The organism is Lacinutrix neustonica, from assembly GCF_026625145.1.
Lineage (GTDB): Bacteria > Bacteroidota > Bacteroidia > Flavobacteriales > Flavobacteriaceae > Lacinutrix > Lacinutrix neustonica.
Genome location: NZ_CP113088.1, coordinates 3,661,493 through 3,678,706, shown reverse-complemented (window position 1 = coordinate 3,678,706; position 17,214 = coordinate 3,661,493). Strand labels below are relative to the sequence as shown.

Annotated in this window: 15 protein-coding genes and 7 pseudogenes; 16 read left to right on the top strand and 6 right to left on the bottom strand. The window is 35.1% G+C overall.

The genetic code is table 11. The features are described 5' to 3' along the window. Genes N7U66_RS22345 through N7U66_RS19920 form a run of 4 tightly spaced genes read left to right on the top strand, consistent with a single transcriptional unit; the run spans position 1 to position 2,088 of the window. Positions 1-318 carry an HAD family hydrolase gene (locus N7U66_RS22345; protein ID WP_313791323.1) on the top strand — a complete coding sequence of 106 codons (318 nt, stop codon included), beginning with the start codon at positions 1-3 and terminating at the stop codon, positions 316-318. Further along, on the top strand, positions 309-617 hold the full coding sequence (locus N7U66_RS22340) for an HAD-IA family hydrolase (protein WP_313791546.1): 309 nt from the start codon (positions 309-311) through the stop codon (positions 615-617). The genes N7U66_RS22345 and N7U66_RS22340 overlap by 10 nt, the downstream gene beginning before the upstream one ends. Continuing rightward, a complete protein-coding gene (locus N7U66_RS19925; protein ID WP_267676638.1) occupies positions 614-1,477 on the top strand; it encodes an EamA/RhaT family transporter in 864 nt (287 codons plus the stop codon). Before N7U66_RS22340 ends, N7U66_RS19925 begins: the two co-directional genes overlap by 4 nt. After that, positions 1,477-2,088 (top strand): IMPACT family protein, encoded by a 612-nt coding sequence (locus tag N7U66_RS19920; protein WP_267676637.1) that lies wholly within the window; start codon positions 1,477-1,479, stop codon positions 2,086-2,088. The genes N7U66_RS19925 and N7U66_RS19920 overlap by 1 nt, the downstream gene beginning before the upstream one ends. Here N7U66_RS19920 and N7U66_RS19915 read toward each other — a convergent pair. Beyond that, positions 2,085-2,485: pseudogene (locus tag N7U66_RS19915) on the bottom strand (acyl-CoA thioesterase). The gene N7U66_RS19920 and the pseudogene N7U66_RS19915 sit on opposite strands and share 4 nt — an antisense overlap. Before the next feature lie 192 nt (positions 2,486-2,677). On the opposite strand from N7U66_RS19915, the pseudogene dnaA reads away from it, so the two are divergent. The 6 genes and pseudogenes from dnaA (at position 2,678) to N7U66_RS19885 (ending at position 6,749) form a co-directional block, all read left to right on the top strand. Continuing rightward, positions 2,678-4,106, top strand: a pseudogene (gene dnaA / locus N7U66_RS19910) (chromosomal replication initiator protein DnaA). Positions 4,107-4,118: 12 nt separating this feature from the next. Then, positions 4,119-4,575 (top strand): annotated as a pseudogene (locus N7U66_RS19905) (low molecular weight protein-tyrosine-phosphatase). Positions 4,576-4,630: 55 nt separating this feature from the next. Beyond that, positions 4,631-4,966: a hypothetical protein gene (locus N7U66_RS19900; RefSeq protein ID WP_267676636.1), complete on the top strand. Its 336-nt coding sequence runs from the start codon at positions 4,631-4,633 to the stop codon at positions 4,964-4,966. A 17-nt stretch (positions 4,967-4,983) separates the two neighbouring features. Next, positions 4,984-5,490, top strand: a complete 507-nt coding sequence (locus N7U66_RS19895) for a PQQ-dependent sugar dehydrogenase (RefSeq protein ID WP_267676635.1) — start codon at positions 4,984-4,986, stop codon at positions 5,488-5,490. Between the two features lie 124 nt (positions 5,491-5,614). Beyond that, positions 5,615-6,031 (top strand): T9SS type A sorting domain-containing protein, encoded by a 417-nt coding sequence (locus tag N7U66_RS19890; RefSeq protein WP_267676634.1) that lies wholly within the window; start codon positions 5,615-5,617, stop codon positions 6,029-6,031. Further along, positions 6,032-6,749, top strand: a pseudogene (locus N7U66_RS19885) (SAM-dependent methyltransferase). Positions 6,750-6,758: 9 nt separating this feature from the next. Here N7U66_RS19885 and N7U66_RS19880 read toward each other — a convergent pair. The 5 genes and pseudogenes from N7U66_RS19880 to dapF form a co-directional block, all read right to left on the bottom strand. Continuing rightward, a pseudogene (locus N7U66_RS19880) lies at positions 6,759-7,434 on the bottom strand (peptidoglycan-binding protein LysM). A gap of 432 nt (positions 7,435-7,866) precedes the next feature. Beyond that, complete coding sequence (locus N7U66_RS22335) at positions 7,867-8,424, bottom strand: DUF2279 domain-containing protein (RefSeq protein ID WP_313791322.1); 558 nt, start codon at positions 8,422-8,424, stop codon at positions 7,867-7,869. A gap of 25 nt (positions 8,425-8,449) precedes the next feature. Beyond that, a pseudogene (gene mltG / locus N7U66_RS19870) lies at positions 8,450-9,409 on the bottom strand (endolytic transglycosylase MltG). A gap of 73 nt (positions 9,410-9,482) precedes the next feature. After that, positions 9,483-10,013 (bottom strand): GNAT family N-acetyltransferase, encoded by a 531-nt coding sequence (locus tag N7U66_RS19865; protein WP_267676633.1) that lies wholly within the window; start codon positions 10,011-10,013, stop codon positions 9,483-9,485. Continuing rightward, positions 10,007-10,786, bottom strand: coding sequence for a diaminopimelate epimerase (gene dapF, locus N7U66_RS19860; RefSeq protein ID WP_267676632.1), 780 nt, complete (start codon positions 10,784-10,786; stop codon positions 10,007-10,009). The genes N7U66_RS19865 and dapF overlap by 7 nt, the downstream gene beginning before the upstream one ends. Positions 10,787-10,926: 140 nt before the next feature. Between dapF and N7U66_RS22745 the strand changes: the two are divergent. The 6 genes and pseudogenes from N7U66_RS22745 to N7U66_RS19830 all read left to right on the top strand — a co-directional run bounded on the left by N7U66_RS22745 (position 10,927) and on the right by N7U66_RS19830 (position 16,874). Beyond that, a pseudogene (locus N7U66_RS22745) lies at positions 10,927-12,337 on the top strand (trypsin-like peptidase domain-containing protein). Between the two features lie 136 nt (positions 12,338-12,473). Continuing rightward, a complete protein-coding gene (locus N7U66_RS19850; protein WP_267676631.1) occupies positions 12,474-13,922 on the top strand; it encodes a glyceraldehyde-3-phosphate dehydrogenase in 1,449 nt (482 codons plus the stop codon). A 232-nt stretch (positions 13,923-14,154) separates the two neighbouring features. Further along, entirely contained in the window at positions 14,155-14,781 is a 627-nt protein-coding gene (locus N7U66_RS19845; RefSeq protein WP_267676630.1) for a tRNA (guanine-N1)-methyltransferase, read from the top strand. 635 nt (positions 14,782-15,416) lie between these two features. After that, entirely contained in the window at positions 15,417-15,905 is a 489-nt protein-coding gene (locus N7U66_RS19840; protein ID WP_267676629.1) for a T9SS type A sorting domain-containing protein, read from the top strand. 5 nt (positions 15,906-15,910) lie between these two features. Next, complete coding sequence (locus tag N7U66_RS19835) at positions 15,911-16,180, top strand: hypothetical protein (RefSeq protein ID WP_267676628.1); 270 nt, start codon at positions 15,911-15,913, stop codon at positions 16,178-16,180. After that, entirely contained in the window at positions 16,161-16,874 is a 714-nt protein-coding gene (locus N7U66_RS19830; RefSeq protein WP_267676627.1) for a hypothetical protein, read from the top strand. The genes N7U66_RS19835 and N7U66_RS19830 overlap by 20 nt, the downstream gene beginning before the upstream one ends. Positions 16,875-17,214 lie beyond the last annotated feature (340 nt).

The following is a 17,214-nucleotide window of genomic DNA, read 5'->3' as shown; positions in this document are numbered from 1 at the left end:
ATGACAAAAATAAAAACACTAATATTTGATTTTGGAGATGTATTCATCAATTTAGATAAAGAAGGCGCTATGACCAACGCCTTAGAGCTATTTGAAATGGATGTGTTATCTGAAGAACTTATTGCCATTAACACACTATATGAACAAGGCTTGTTGTCTACCGAAGAATTTTTAGAATTCTACTGCGACAATTTCCCTAAACTTTCAAAAGCAGACATTATCGCGGCCTGGAACTATATCATTTGTGATTTTCCATCAAAACGCCTAAAGTTTATTGAAGCTTTAGCCAAAGAAAAAAATATAAACTCATTCTATTAAGCAATACCAATGAACTACATATCAATTGTATTAAGAAACACATCACCTTCTACGACGATTTCAAAAATTGTTTTGATCGATTCTACTTATCTCACGAAATCAATTTAAGAAAGCCTAATGCTACTATTTTTGAGTATGTGTTAAAACAAAACGCACTCAAACCAGAAGAATGCTTGTTTATAGATGACACCAAAGAAAACATATTGGCTGCACAGCAATTAAACTTCCAGGTTTGGAATAACGACCCGAAAACAGAAGACATTATCGATTTATTCACCATTAAAAGCACGCTTTTTTGATTTATTTACTCCTTAGCATATTAGCCTCTACGTTAATATTCGTTATTTTTAACCTCATTGGTAAATATAAAATCAACACCTTACAAGCTATAGTTTTTAACTATTTTGCAGCATGTATTACGGGTGTTTTAAATACAAATACTGCTTTAAAACCCTTAGAACTGGTTAACCAACAATGGTTTTTTGGCGCTGTTTTTTTAGGTTTTTTATTTATTGCCATTTTTAATGTGATGGCATTAACGGCGCAACGCCATGGCTTGTCGGTGGCCTCGGTTGCTAGTAAAATGAGTGTTGTGATTCCTATTGTATTTGGCCTTTACGTCTACCAAGAAAACTTGGGTTGGCAGAAAGGCATTGGTATCTTTCTGGCTTTAATCGCGGTATATTTAACGTCTATAAAAGCAAGAACAGGAACCATTCGTTTAAAAAACTTATGGCTTCCTATTGTGTTGTTCCTAGGCTCGGGAATTATAGATACCACCATAAAGTATTTAGAAACACGTTATATTCCTAATGACGGTATCCCTCTGTTTTCAGCAACCATCTTTTTTATTGCGGGCTGCATTGGCGTTACTATACTTACCACAAAAGCACTACAAAAAACCTTAGTATTTGATCTAAGAAGTGTTTTTGCCGGCCTCCTCTTAGGTATTGTAAATTATTATTCTATATTCATGCTGCTTAAAGCTTTGCAATTTAAAAATTTTGAAAGCTCCACCATTTTCACGATCAATAACGTTGCTATCGTTATGTTATCTACACTTATTGGACTCGCGTTTTTCAAAGAAAAATTAAGCATTAAAAATTGTAGCGGTATTATCATTGCGGTAATTTCAATAGTACTAATCACGCTATCATAATGGAAGACGACAGCTACAAAACCATTTTAAAACCTTCTGAAGAAGTTCTTTTTAAGGATAAAAACTCAAAGTTTTATGGGTATGCGTTTCCTATTGACACAGAAGACGCCGTAAAAGAACACATTGAGACACTAAAAAAACAACACCACCAAGCAAGACACTGGTGTTATGCCTACCAAATAGGCACAGAAACCATCGCCTATCGTGCCAATGATGATGGTGAACCAAGTAATAGTGCGGGCATGCCTATATACGGACAAATACAATCGTTTGAAGTAACTAATATACTTATCGTAGTTGTCCGCTATTTTGGCGGTGTAAAGCTAGGTGTTGGCGGATTAATTAACGCCTATAGAACTGGAGCGCAACTGGCTTTAGAAGCCTCAAAAATTGTAGAACGCACCATAAACATAGACTATTTAATTACCTGTGAATACGACTTGATGAATAAGGTGATGCGTGTGATAAAAGAAAAAAACTTAAACATCATAAACCAAAAATTAGAATTGGATTGCCGGATTACTATTTCAGTAAGAAAAAAAGAAGCCCAAACTATTCATGATAATTTTGATGGGATTTACAAAGTTAAAATTAAAGAATTAAACGTTTAACTATTTAACACCTCTAAAAAATACTTTGGAGGTCTCGGTGGGTTTATTTGTTTTCAAATTAATAAATGCCAAAACGGTATTTGCCGTTGCCGAAATTTCTCCAAAATCATTCGATATTTCATAGTCAAATTCGACCACTGACCGAGGCCTTTCTTTTAGTTGGGTTTTTACTTTAATAAGGTCATCATAACGTATTGATTTTTTATAATTTACATGGAGCGAAATCACAGGAAGCGCTATACCTTCTTCCTCCATTTTCTTGTAAGATAGACCCAATTTACGCAACCACTCAATACGCCCCATTTCCGAGATATAATGCGTAATTTGCATGGTGTACAACACCCATCCGGTCTGTTTCGGCATATCGTATTCTTATTTCAATTTCATCACTATTCATTGCTATCTTTAATATATTTTTTGTAGTTTCGTTGAGCTATCTAGTATGAGGAAAAAAAACGATAAATTCAATAGTAAATGATTTTTTTTTTACGTTTTTTGTTCACATATTTGCCACGCTATAAAATAGATGATTGTTGTTTCCATACGACATACCAATAACTAACTTTAAGATAAACACTTTAATTCAACAATGAGTATAACTGCGCAATCGGTCCGGAACAATTGTCTCAATTTCATAAAAGACAATATTCAACCTCAAGCATATAAAACCTGGTTCGAGCCAATAATTGCAGTCAAGCTTACTGATAATGCTTTAAGTGTACAGGTCCCTAGTAAGTTTTTTTATGAATGGTTAGAGGAACATTATGTTAAAATTTTAAAAGTAGCGCTCACTAAAGAATTAGGTGAGACTGCTAAGCTTGTTTACATTATTAAAATGGAAAACACGTATGGTAATAAACAGCCCTTTACTGAGAGAATCCCGAGTTCTAATCGGTCTGCAGTTAAGGCTCAAGATGTGGATGTCCCATTTAAAAATAAAGATAGAGAATTACGCAATCCCTTTATTATTCCTGGAATACGTAATGTAAAGATAGAATCTCAACTCAATCCCAATTATAATTTCGATAACTTTTTAGAAGGAGACTCTAACCGTTTAGCACGTAGTGCTGGGTTAGCCGTTTCTGCAAAGCCAGGAGGCACTTCTTTTAACCCGTTATTAATTTTTGGAGGTGTTGGTTTAGGGAAAACACACTTAGCTCATGCTATAGGTGTTGATATTAAAGATAAGTACCCGTAAAAGACTGTATTATATATTTCTGCTGAAAAATTTACGCAACAATATATTGACTCTGTTAAAAAGAATAATAGAAATGATTTTATTCATTTCTATCAATTAATCGATGTACTGGTGATAGATGATGTTCAATTCTTATCTCGGTAAATCCGGAACTCAGGATGTATTCTTTCATATCTTTAATCACTTACATCAAAACGGAAAGCAAGTTATTTTAACCAGTGATAAAGCACCTGTTGATATGCAAGATATCGAACAGCGCCTATTATCGCGCTTTAAATGGGGCCTTTCTGCCGAGTTACAAACACCCGATTTTGAAACGCGTGTTTCTATACTAAAAAACAAACTCTATCGTGATGGTGTTGAAATGCCGGACGATATCATAGAATATGTTGCCAAGAATATCAAATCGAATATTCGCGAACTAGAAGGCGCTATCATTTCTTTAATTGCGCAGTCTTCTTTTAATAAAAAAGAAATCAATATTGAACTAGCAAAGCAAGTTGTAGAAAAGTTTGTAAAAAATACCAAACGCGAAGTGTCTATCGATTATATTCAAAAAATTGTTTCAGATTATTTCCAAATGGATGTCGATACCTTACAGTCTAAAACAAGGAAGCGTCACATTGTTCAAGCCAGGCAATTGGCCATGTTCTTTGCAAAGAAATTTACCAAAGCGTCTTTAGCTAGCATAGGGTCTCAAATTGGTAAACGTGACCATGCCACCGTATTACATGCCTGTAAAACAGTAGACAACTTATCCTCTACAGACAAGCAATTTAGAAAATACGTGGAGGACTTGACTAAAAAACTTTCAGTCTAAAATATTTTAATTATGTCTAAAATTCTCATGGTTTGCCTCGGAAACATCTGCCGCTCTCCATTGGCTCAGGCTATTTTAGAATCTAAACTACCATCCGAATGCTTTGAAGTGGATTCCGCAGGAACAAGCCATTATCACATTGGAAGTTTACCGAGACAAGCGTTCGATTGAAGTGGCTTCAAAAAACGGTATAGATATTACAGGGCAACGTGGCAGACAATTTCAAATTGAAGATTTCGATACTTTTGATCGCATTTATGTCATGGACCAGTCTAATTTCAAGGACATCGTTAAACAAGCTAGAAATGATGCAGACATCGCAAAAGTACAATTGATTCTTAACGAAAGTCATCCCAATAAAAATTTAGAAGTGCCGGACCCTTATCATGGTGGCTACTCCGGTTTTGATAATGTTTATAACATGCTTGATGAAGCTTGTACTATTATTGCAAAAAAACTAAAGCAGTAGATTCATTCGTATTTATAGTATCTGATTTTTAATAATTTTAATAAAACTAAATACTATGAAAACATTCTACTCTTTAGTATTACTATCCCTTTTCACATTTTTAAGTTTTTCTCAAACTATTGCACTCACTTCCTTTGCAACCGGTTTAAATAGTCCAGTCGAGATTGTTAATACAGGAAGTACTGGTGACACTAGATTGTTTGTTGTTGAACAAGCGGGATTAATTAAAATACTTAATTCAGATGGTTCCATAAATCCTACTCCTTTTCTTGACATAAGTAGCTTTGTAGGTTCCGGAGGAGAACGCGGCTTGTTAGGCCTTGCCTTTGCTCCGGATTATGTAACCTCCTGGACGGTTTTATGTGAATTATACAGACAACACAAGCACTAGCCAACCAAATACAATTATTGCACGTTACACGGTTAGCACAAATCCGAGATATAGCGAATACTACGGAAACTGTTTTATTGACCATTAGTCAACCTTTCGCAAACCACAACGGAGGCAAAATAGCTTTTGGTCCTGATGGTTATATATATATCGCAACCGGAGATGGCGGTTCTGCTGGTGATCCGGGTAATCGAGCACAAAGCCCCAATACACTACTTGGAAAAATACTACGTATAGATGTAAGTGGTGCTACTTATACGATTCCCGGAGATAATCCTTACGCAAGTTACGGAGGTTTGCCTGAAATTTATGCCATTGGTTTAAGAAATCCATGGAAATTCTCTTTTGATAAAATGACTGGTGATTTATGGATTGCAGACGTGGGACAAAACGCTTATGAAGAAATAAATAGTGTTAATAGCTCGGAACTCCAGGAGGTAATTACGGTTGGAGATGCTATGAGGGTGACAATCATACTTACGATACAAGCTCAGGAAGCTGTCCTGTATTTAGCAATACGATAGCGCCTGTTTCAGAATACAATCACTCCGGCGGCAGATGTTCTATTACCGGAGGCTATTTATATCGAGGAACAATATATCCGAATTTATTGGTAAATACTTTTTTGCCGATTTTTGCTCTCAAGGGATGGGCCTCTTGACAGACACTGGAAGCAGCTGGTCTTTAACATGGCAAACACCTAATATAACGGCATCATGGACAAGTTTTGGTGAAGATAGCAATGGTGAGTTATACGCTGTTGGCGGTAATACTGTATACAAAATAACAGATCCAAATTTAAATGTTACTGAAGAACAACTCGAGCGTTTTAAATTATTTCCTAATCCTTCTAATAACAAAATTACTATTCATTTTAATGCACATTTGGCAACCGTTCAATCACTTTCAATTATAAATAGTATCGGACAACAAGTAAAAAAAATTAGTACTCTTTCAACAGAAAATATTACTATTGCAACAAAAACTTATGCCGCTGGTTTATATTTCGTTGAAATAACAGACAATACAGGGGTGAAATATATTAAAAAATTCATTGTTAACTAAATGAGCGAATACACTGGAAAGCTTTATCTTATTCCTACAACCTTAGGAGATACCGAACCGTTAAATGTACTACCGTTAAGCGTTAAAAAAACGATTGAACGTATTGACACTTATATCGTTGAAAACGAAAAAACAGCAAGACGCTTTATCAAAAAAATCAGCTCTAGTAAAAAGCAATCGGCATTGCAGCTCTTTCCTTTGAATAAGTTTACAGATGCCAACGCGTTACCTAGCTATCTCGGAACCTTGTAAAAAAGGCTTCGATATTGGTTTAATTTCAGAAGCGGGTTGTCCAGGTGTGGCAGATCCAGGTGCAGAAATTGTGAAATTGGCACATGAAAACAATATTACAGTCGTGCCTCTTGTTGGCCCCTCTTCTATTTTAATGGCGATGATGAGTAGTGGCATGAACGGACAGAGTTTTGCTTTTAATGGGTACTTACCTATAGATAAAGGGGAAAGAAAACAGGAGTTGAAGCGATTAGAAAAATTATCATTAGACTATAACCAATCACAACTATTTATTGAAACGCCCTATAGAAACAATAAATTGTTAGAAGATTTATGTAATATTTTAAATGGCCACACAGATATTTGTGTGGCCTGTGATATTACATTACCCACAGAATACATCAAAACCATGACCGCAAATGAGTGGAAAAAAAATAACGTTGATCTTCACAAAAGACCAACGTTATTTATCATCCATAAAAAATAAAAAGCTCATTTACGCATCCATAGACACTTTAGCTCTCTTTTTAGGTTTAATGTTCGATGTGTCAAAACCTGAAAACCGTTTCATATAAGAGCGAATAGATGTCCCATAGCCATCTTCAAAACCTTCCGCTCCATAACTCCTTAAGTATTTTTTTACACTCCCAGGTCCCGCCAGGTGTGCTGCAGCTAAAATACCTGATTCTGTAACTTTGATACCATTAATATATTTTCCGAGAAAAACGCTTGATGTCTCTTCTTAATACCCACTTATTACGTTCTGTGTTAGCAATAAAGGCTTTTTCTTGTAACTCAGGAGTGTTTAAAAATAATTTTGCGTCATTAATACCTATAAGCTCTAAAGTACTTCTACCAAATTGGTATTTCCCTAAGTAACCATAAGTATTCACTGAAAAATAATTGTTTTGAGATTCTTTAAACCCAAGCTCCTCTTTGAAGCCAAGAAACGTTTTACCTAAATGAAGATTGAAAGGGGTTTCCGTTTCATCAAAACTAAAATCGTAAGTTTTGTCTAAAGACATAGAATAGTCTAAATCTAAACCTTTTGTTGAATAGTTAGCCATAAAATCATAGCTCACTTCAGATTTATTTGTTGATAGCGATACAACAATTAAAACACAAATTGTACACGCTAAAGCTAAAACACTTGCAATACTCTTTTTGTTCATAATTTTCAATTTTTTAAAGCAGCTTATATTCAAAAAGCATGCCTAAAATTTTTGCCGTGCAAATATACAACAATTTTGTTAATACTGAAAATCAATCGTTTAACGACCTTTAAAAGTAGATAGCGTGTAGCTTTATGCCTTTTTTATCGTTGAACTCCACCGTAGGAAACGGCAGTTTAATGGTGTTGAAAACGCTTAAAATTGATTTTAGTAGCATAGAATTGGTTTTTATCCTCCTCAAATCTACGTCTAAACTCAAATAGAATTGCCGTTGTCTATTTTGTTTTATCAACGTGTTATTAACAATAAGCACCTCATTACCGAGACAATAAACCCTCTCCACCGTATCCAATTGCGAAATTGAGCCATTTGGGAACGTTATTGGTTTTAAAGAATGCATGCAAGTTGGCTGAAAGCCAATAGGTTTGTCCGTTATAATCTTTTAATGCCTCTTCGAAAAAGCCTTGGCCTAATTTTTCTCGGACGTTGTGAAGCGTATTTGGTATTATGGAAGGAATATTTGATTAGAACGCGCTGTTCTTTCCATAATAATTGCTGCCCGATATATAATCCGGAACCAGCAGCATTGGCCGTAAAATCTCCCCAACTGAATCCCCATTCTTTAGAAAAACCATCCAATACTTCAACTGCTGTTAAAAAAGAAAAACCTAAGGTGCCCCCATATAACAATTGGTCTTTTTCATTTACTCCTGTCCAGTTTAACGTTTGAGCCCCAATACGACCCAATTGATAGGACGAGAATACATGACCTAATTTATCTAGTTGCTGCCATTCACTATTATCGTTAATGGTATGGAATTTAGACCGCTCATAATCTGCATACCATATTTGATTTAGACCGATGAGCGTTAAACCGCCAATAGTTGCTTCCGAAATAACCACCGCATTTCTGCGTTTTATATTTAAGGTATCACTAGGCTTGAAAAAAGTTTGCTGTGCTATAGCAATTTCGCTAATACACCGAAGCAAAGAAAGAGGGCAAGTGGCTTCACTTCTATTTATAGATGTTTTGCGAATTCAAATAGTTATGATAGACGCGCGCATTAGCATTATGTTGTGTTAAGGTTTTTGCGAATTTATGGAATCCAATGTTTTGTGCATCGGCTACAAAATAAAGATACTTATGGTTTTCGGCGTTTAATACCCCTTCAATAGCAGAAACATCTCGGCATAGCAATTAACCCAGGGGGCAACCCTAAATATTTATAGGTATTATACGGTGACTCCGTTTCTTTATGAACATTTAAAACGCGCTTAATAATCCGCCATCGTGATTTGGAGATTGATAAGCAGCATACCGAATCGTTGGGTCTGCCTGTAGCGGCATACCAATTTTTAAACGGTTTAAATAAACACCAGCTATCCTTGGTTGCTCGCTGGCTTGTTTTGATTCTTCATGAACAATAGAAGCCAACGTCATCACTTGATCTGGTGTTAAATTTAATTGTGCCGCTTTTTCTCTACGTGAAGCATTCCAAAACCGATCATATTCTTTTAACATTTTATCACGAAAGGCTTCTGCAGAGGTGTTCCAATACACTTCATAACTGTTAGGGATATACATCCCTAAAGCCGTTTGTTTTGTGAAATTGTTTTGGCTTAAAAAGTTTTCATCGGTCATCGCATGTATTAGCGATATACTATCTGCTTCTATTTGAATGGCAATACGCCCAGCTAATTTTTGTATCGTTTCTTGATTGTTAAACGCCACACGAATGGGCTTGTTCTGACTACGAATGGTATTAATAATATCATTATTACTCATGCCTTTTTTAATAATATAACGGCCTGCTTTTATATTCGTGGTATATCTTTTTTGTTTTGCCAAAGCATCAAATTTATCTATATTTAATAATAGCGGCTCCAACTGCGCTCTTACTTCACTATAATTCGCATGAGTAGGAATAAATATATACGCTTCATCGTTATTAAAAGCGGTATTTGGTTTAAGCATCACGCCATAAATAAAATAAGCAAAGTAGGCGGCTACCGCTAATCCAATAGTGGCAATCGCCACAAGTATTTTTTTAATGTACATTATTAATAAGTTGAAATAAATATTCGTTTTTATATTCTCCGTTGTTAAAACTCCAATCTTTTTTTAATCCAATGGTTTGAAAGCCTTGATTTAAAAACAACTTGATGCTGTTTTCGTTGTCTTCAGAAATATTACAATATAGTTGATGTAAATTTAAATGACTAAAGCAATAATTTGTAAGTAGCTTTAGCGCTTCACGCCCATGCCCTTTGTTTCTATCCTTACCGTCTTTTATTAAGATGCCAATACCTGCCCGTTTATTTGTCACATCGAAATCGAAAACATCTATCATCCCTAAGCACTCATTATTATAACTAGAAATAACCAATCGCAATTGTTTTATCTCGTAAATATCTGCCTGTGCGTTTTCTAAATATTGTTTGATTAGGTATTTAGAATATGGCGTTATAGTACTACTCAACTCCCAAATGGACTCGTCATTTTCAATATTGTAAACGAACTCTAAATCTTCAGGTTCTAGAGCTCTTAAATAAATGTGTTCTCCTTTTAATGTTACCATTCTATTTCACCTTTAAAAACTAGTATTGCTGGACCTTGAAGCCATATGTTTTTATAACCATATTGTGACTCCTCAAAGGATACTGTTAATACGCCTCCCTCAACATTTAGGTGTATTTCTTTGCTTTGCGTTTTATTCAAACGGTGCATAGCTAAAGCCACGGCTGTTACTCCTGTACCGCAAGATAAAGTTTCATCTTCTACGCCTCTTTCATACGTTCTAACAGCAAAAGCACTCTTGTCTATTTGCTCCACAAAATTTACATTACTTCCTGCTTCGTTGTAAGGTTCTCCATATCTAATTTTTGAACCTTGCGTTTTTACGTCAATCGCTTTTAATTGAGTAACCAAAGCAACATGATGTGGTGACCCCGTATTTAAAAAGACATGGTTTTCAAAGGTCTCAATGGTGTTCACATCTTGCATTTTAAGTTTTACAAAGCCCTCATGAATGTAAGCATCATGTAACCCATCAATAGCATTAAATGTTGTTTTATTAGTAATGATGTTTAGTTGTTCTGCGAAAGCAACAATACAGCGCCCTCCATTACCACACATGGTACTCTCATGCCCATCGGCATTGAAATAGACCATTTTAAAGTCTGCAATTTTGTCATTTTCTAATAGTATCAATCCATCTGCCCCAATGCCAAAGCGACGGTCACACAAATGTGCAATTAACTTGGCATCTTTTTTGTTAAATAACTCTTGACGATTATCTATAAAAACGAAGTCGTTTCCTGTGCCTTGATATTTATAAAAGGTATGTCTCATTTACTTGGAGTTACTCGAGACAAATATAGTGTTTTCACACATTATTTTGGATGTTAAATCGTCGTTAAAGTTGAATTTTCGACGCAATAAAAAAATTAATTTTATAGTTATTCTATTAATTCTAAACTAAATAATTTTAAATGAAAAAGATAGCAACGCTGGTTTTAGTTTCAGTTTTAGGAGGCGCCATTACTCTAGGAGCATACAAAACCATTTTAGAAAAAGACGAACCCATTGTTTTTAACGAGCAACAAACGCCCAGCCTGTTTACTCCGGTAAATTTAAAAACAACAAATACGGCTCGGCTGCTGCAGAAGGTATTGATTTTACTGTTGCTGCAGAAAAAACATTAGATGCTGTAGTACACGTAAAAAACATTTCTATTAGTACGGCACAACCCACCATGCAAGATTTGTTAATGGGTCGCGTGCCCCAACGCAGACAATTGGGTACTGGAAGTGGCGTCATTATTTCTCCGAGACGGTTATATTATTACCAACAATCATGTTATTGATGGCTCTCAAAAACTAAGCGTTACGCTTAATGATAACAGAACACTTGAAGCAAAAATTATAGGTACAGACACTAAAACGGATATCGCCTTATTAAAAATTGAGGCCGATGATGACCTCCCGTATACCACCTTTGGGGATAGCGATCAAGCTAAAATTGGAGAATGGGTGTTAGCCGTAGGCAATCCTTTTAATTTAACATCGACTGTTACTGCCGGTATCATTAGTGCTAAGTCTAGAGATTTATCGGGTTTAAGCAATCAATCGTTTATACAGACTGATGCTGCTGTAAATCCAGGAAATTCGGGTGGTGCTTTAGTGAATACTAATGGGGATTTAATAGGAATTAATACAGCCATTACCTCACAAACAGGTTCTTATATAGGTTATTCGTTTGCAGTACCAAGTAATATTGCACGAAAAGTGGTTGAGGACATTATGGAATTTGGAAATGTCCAGTAATGGTATTTTAGGCGTTCGTGGTGGCTCTTTAAATAGTACAGAAGCTGAAAAACTAGGTGTTGGAGAAACGGAGGGCTTTTATATAGATGGTGTAGAAGAAGATATGGGGGCTGAAGCTGCTGGATTACAAAGGGGTGATATTATTAAAAAAATTGATAATGTGAAGATTAACAAATTTTCAGACCTGCGTGGGTACTTGGATACTAAGCGCCCTAATGACATTATTACAGTGTTCTTTTTAAGAAATGGTTTACAGAAAGAAGCTCAAGTCACTTTATTTAAAAACAATACCCTAGTTATTCCGAGTATTGCGGTTATAAAAAACACGAAACCCAATGATTTAAAAAAATACAAAGTAAAGCATGGAGTTAAAATCATGAAAATCATTGGACGTCATGCCGATTACCTTATACAAGAAGGTATTGAGCCTGGTAATATCATTACTAAAATTAATGGTGTCGATGTCAATTCAGTCGAACAAGTTAGAGAAATTATTAAAAATAAAGATCCTTATAGTCCTTTAGCTATTGAGCTAATTAATTCTAAAGGTCAAAATTTACGATACGGATTTAGATAAAATTAATCCGACGTCCTTTTAAAAGCACTTTAGCACCCCTCTAAAGTGCTTTTATTTTTTAATACAAAAAATTTTACGAAAACGTTTGAAAACTATACTTTTGCAAAAAAATTAACAACACACTAAAACATTTAAAATGTCTACTAACGAAACCTATGAAAGCGAATTAGCTTTTCAAGCCGACAGACGTCGTGCTACTGTTGAGTTCATTAAAATTGTAAGCGACTTATGGTATGATAAATCTATTGAACTGGTCCTTTTTAGAAACCAGCTGATTGATAGAAATGTCAGCGAAATTTTAAATCTTCATGAATATGCTGGTGCCTTTGTTCAAAAACCAATTTCTATTTTTGACTCTGTAGAAATAGCGCAAGCTATTAAAACCTTAGACATTCCACCAGCAAAACTCGACATTGGGAAACTAACCTACGAGTACCATTTAGAAGAACAAAAATATAGTAATGCCATTTCTTTTGTTGCCGAGAAATTAAAAGGCGCAAGTAAAAATGAAGATATTACACCTAAAGATGTTGTTTTATACGGTTTTGGTCGTATTGGACGTTTAGTAGCTCGTGAATTAATGACACGTATGGGTAAAGGAAGCCAACTGCGTTTACGCGCTATTGTTACCCGTGGTAAGGTAGATGCTACTGTTTTAGAAAAAAGAGCCTCTTTGTTACGTAATGATTCTGTGCATGGTGATTTTTCCGGCACTGTAGCAATTGATCTTGAGAATGAAGCCCTAATTATTAATGGGACTACGGTAAATATCATATCAGCAAATCAGCCGGAAGATATTGATTACACAAAATATGGAATCAATAATGCTTTAATTATTGATAATACTGGTGTGTTTAGAGACAAAGAAGCGTTAAGCAGATTATTGAGTTCTAAAGGCGCTCATAAGGTATTATTAACGGCACCAGGAAAGGGCGTTCCAAATATCGTTCATGGTGTAAACCACTTAGAGAACGATCCGGACAAAATTGATATTTTCTCTGCAGCCTCTTGTACAACCAATGCTATAACTCCCGTTTTAAAAGCCATTGAAGACACGTATGGTGTGAAAAGTGGTCATTTAGAAACCATTCATGCCTATACAAACGACCAGAATTTGGTGGATAATTTTCACAGTAAATACCGTCGTGGTCGTGCGGCCGCATTAAATATGGTTATTACTGAAACTGGAGCAGGTGCTGCGGTTTCAAAAGCCTTACCTGTTTTTGAAGGAAAACTAACCTCTAATGCCATTCGTGTTCCTGTTCCTAATGGATCTTTAGCCATTTTGAACTTAGAATTAGAGTCTACAACAAGTGTTGATAGCATGAATGCCACTATGAAGAAGTATGCTTTAGAAGGGGATTTAGTAGAGCAAATTAAATATGAAATGAGCGATGAGCTAGTATCTAGCGATATTGTGGGCAGCTCTGCTCCTTCCATTTATGATAGCAAAGCAACAATTGTACGTAAAGATGGCAAAAACGTTATTCTTTATGTATGGTATGATAACGAGTATGGCTACAGTCATCAAGTCATTCGCTTAGCAAAGTATATTGCTAAAGTGAGACGCTTTACTTATTATTAATAAGACATGTTTTTTGGCCAATAATACACAATCGCATGGACACCTAAAATGGTGGCGGACTTGACCAAAAAGCAAAGGGTTATTTAATTATTTTAGCTCATAGTCCAAACAGAAGACCTCATACGTATATATAAAAGCCTTACATTTAGTGAGGCTTTTTGTTATATCATGCATTCAGAATGAACAATATTTTTTACTTTAGCAGTAAATGATTTCAAACTAATTTTAAAAAATGAATTTTAATAAACCTACCCTACTTTTATTTTTAGCCTTTTTTTCGCTTCAACTACAAGCGCAAACAAACACGCAAACGGATGAGGACAAGCTATCATTAGATAGTGGTTCTATAGAAAGTCAGTTCGAATATTTAACCAAAAAATCTACAAACTGGAGAGACGCTCGAGGTCAAAATTATGAAGTGATTAGAGTGAATTGGGTTGAAAAAATAAAAGCAAACACCTTAGATTCTTTAAATGCCGTACACAAAACGCTTAATGACACCAAAGTCGTTGTTACAAAACAAAATGAAGAAATCTCAAAATTAAAATCGAGTTTATCTGCTACACAAAGCACTTTAGATGAAACCAATACAGAGAAAGACAGCATGTCTTTGTTTGGGATACAAATGAGTAAAGGAAGTTACAATGCTTTAATGTGGAGTATCATTGCTGGCCTTTTAGCCTTGTCTTTATTATTTATATATAAGTTTAAGAATAGTAATACCATTACACGAGATGCTAAAAAAGCATTATTGGAAACCGAAGAAGAATTTGAAGAACACCGCCGTATAGCACTAGAACGCGAACAGAAAGTGAGACGTCAATTACAAGATGAAATCATTAAACATAAAAATAGTTAGAAAGAAAAACATCCACTCAAACTGCTAATCTTTCTTTTAAAAAAAAAGATACTAAAATTAAAATCTGTAACTTCGGTTATAGATTTTTTTGTTTACAGCCTACATAAAGTTCAGCCCATAATATGAACACGCATCCGGCAGAATCATTTCACTAGACAGGGTAATTGTTATTTTTAGTTATGATTATAATAAGAGCCCAAATGCAACCTCTACACTGTTACAACAATTACGCTGTACCACTATCTTAAGGGCATCGGCTATTTCACACACAAAGAAAGGCTTCTGAAACCGATTTTTTTAATTATATGATTCGTCTATAGATCGTAAGATTAGAAAACGAGACATTGGAGTAGTATTATAGGGTAAATCTAAATTAAAAGTGAGCCACATCATTATAGCGGCATTGGTCTACAAACCAAAATCACTAATCTACCCAGCATTTATACAAGCATATGAGTTGGGAAAAGAATTTGTATCTGCAGTGTTTTAGGAGTGCGAACGTATGAAGTATAATATCTCGTAGTAATAAGCTACTCCTTTTTTTATTTTGCTTTTCTATAATCACCTCCTTTCAAATAATTTGTCATACATTTAAGTAAGACAAATCAAAATTATTAATCTCTAATCCAAACTTTATGAAAACAAACAAACTACTCTTATTCTTAACTCCGGTATTCTATTTGGGAATTTCCAAATCCCATGCCCAACAGACACTAACATCTTCCGGTGGTGATATCATGGGAACGACGGGTTCTATTTCTTATTCCGTTGGTCAACTCGCTTATGTAACCAATTTTGGAACTACGGGTGCTGTTGCACAAGGGGTACAACAAGCCAATGAATATAATGAGACATTGTCTTCTGTAGACTTTACAGAACTACTACAAGAATTAAAAGTTTTCCCAAATCCTACAACCGATGTGCTAACTTTAAATTTTAATAATAAAACAGATACCCAATTAGATTATCAAATTAGAGATATCAACGGTAGAATACTAAAAAGTGAAACAAATATTGCTAGTAGATTAAGCATAAATATCTCGGAGTTACAATCTGCCATTTATTTCTTAGAAATAAAAAATAACAACAAAAAAGTTAAAATATTTAAAATCATTAAAAACTAAACCTTATGAAAAAACTTTACACATTATTAGCTGCAATTATATTCTCCCTTGGAGCACTTGCCCAAGCACCGGAAAAAATGACATATCAAGCCGTTGTAAGAGATGCCTCAGATAATTTATTAATTTCTTCACCAGTAGGAATGCAAATTAGTATTTTACAAGACACCTCTACGGGAACCGCTGTGTATGTAGAAACGCAAACACCTACTACAAATGCTAATGGGCTCGTGTCTATTGAGATAGGTAGTGGTACGGTTGTTTCACGGAACGTTTAGTACAATCGACTGGTCAACAGGCTTATACTTTATACAAACCGAGGTGGACCCTACTGGGGGAACGGCTTACACTATTACTGGGGCCAGCCAGCTGTTAAGTGTGCCTTATGCGCTCTACGCTAAAAACTCAGGAGGCGTTGCAGGTGCTGAGTGGACTACAAATGGCACAAATATTAACAATACAAATGCAGGAAGTGTTATTGTAGGCCCAACCTTATCTAATTCTAACTTAAATTTTCTTGTTACAAATAATGCAGCTCCTAAAGCAGCCATTGGAAATGTTGGCGGGTTTAACAACGTTGATTACGGAGAATTGCATTTTGCCGAAGACACAAATTACAATGGCGAATGTGGTATTAAATTTCAACACAATGGAGCCGCTAATAGCTTGTATTTAGTAGGTGGTTGTTCTGCACCAGATACCATTGCTAGATTTAATAGAAGTGGTTATACTAATATTAGACAATTAAGATTAGGGTTAGACTACAATACGAATGCTTTAAGTCAACTTTCTGTAGATGGAAATTCAGATTTTACTGGAAATATGACTATCACAGGAGATCTAAATGTAACAGGTAACATTGCAAAAGGCGGTGGTACTTTTAAAATTGATCATCCTTTAGACCCAAAAAATAAATATTTAGTACATAGTTTTGTGGAATCTCCGGAAATGATGAATATTTATTCACGGTAATGCAAAAACAGACAGCAAGGGCTATGCTACTGTTACCTTACCAAAATACTTTGAAGCGGCCAATAAAGATTTTAGATATCAACTAACAACCATTGGAACTTTTGCTCAAGCCATTATTAAAGAAAAAATTGCCGATAATACATTTATAATTCAAACAAATGAAGCAAATATAGAAGTGAGTTGGCAAGTAACTGCTGTAAGAGCAGACAAATTTGCTAATAATAATAGAGTGGTTCCGGAAAAAGAAAAAGAATTTAAAAATTCTTATTTACACCCGTAATTATATGGTGCTGGATACGAAGCTTCAGAAACACATGCTAGAAATTTAAAAGCAAAAGTA

Excerpts from the sequence above, each read along its gene's own strand:
- N7U66_RS19900 (WP_267676636.1), top strand. The coding sequence starts at position 4,631 with ATGAAAACATTCTACTCTTTAGTATTACTATCCCTTTTCACATTTTTA.
- N7U66_RS19845 (WP_267676630.1), top strand. The coding sequence starts at position 14,155 with ATGAATTTTAATAAACCTACCCTACTTTTATTTTTAGCCTTTTTTTCG.
- N7U66_RS19920 (WP_267676637.1), top strand. The coding sequence starts at position 1,477 with ATGGAAGACGACAGCTACAAAACCATTTTAAAACCTTCTGAAGAAGTT.
- N7U66_RS22345 (WP_313791323.1), top strand. The coding sequence starts at position 1 with ATGACAAAAATAAAAACACTAATATTTGATTTTGGAGATGTATTCATC.
- N7U66_RS19890 (WP_267676634.1), top strand. The coding sequence starts at position 5,615 with ATGGGCCTCTTGACAGACACTGGAAGCAGCTGGTCTTTAACATGGCAA.
- dapF (WP_267676632.1), bottom strand. The coding sequence starts at position 10,786 with ATGAGACATACCTTTTATAAATATCAAGGCACAGGAAACGACTTCGTT.
- N7U66_RS19865 (WP_267676633.1), bottom strand. The coding sequence starts at position 10,013 with ATGGTAACATTAAAAGGAGAACACATTTATTTAAGAGCTCTAGAACCT.
- N7U66_RS19840 (WP_267676629.1), top strand. The coding sequence starts at position 15,417 with ATGAAAACAAACAAACTACTCTTATTCTTAACTCCGGTATTCTATTTG.
- N7U66_RS19835 (WP_267676628.1), top strand. The coding sequence starts at position 15,911 with ATGAAAAAACTTTACACATTATTAGCTGCAATTATATTCTCCCTTGGA.
- N7U66_RS19850 (WP_267676631.1), top strand. The coding sequence starts at position 12,474 with ATGTCTACTAACGAAACCTATGAAAGCGAATTAGCTTTTCAAGCCGAC.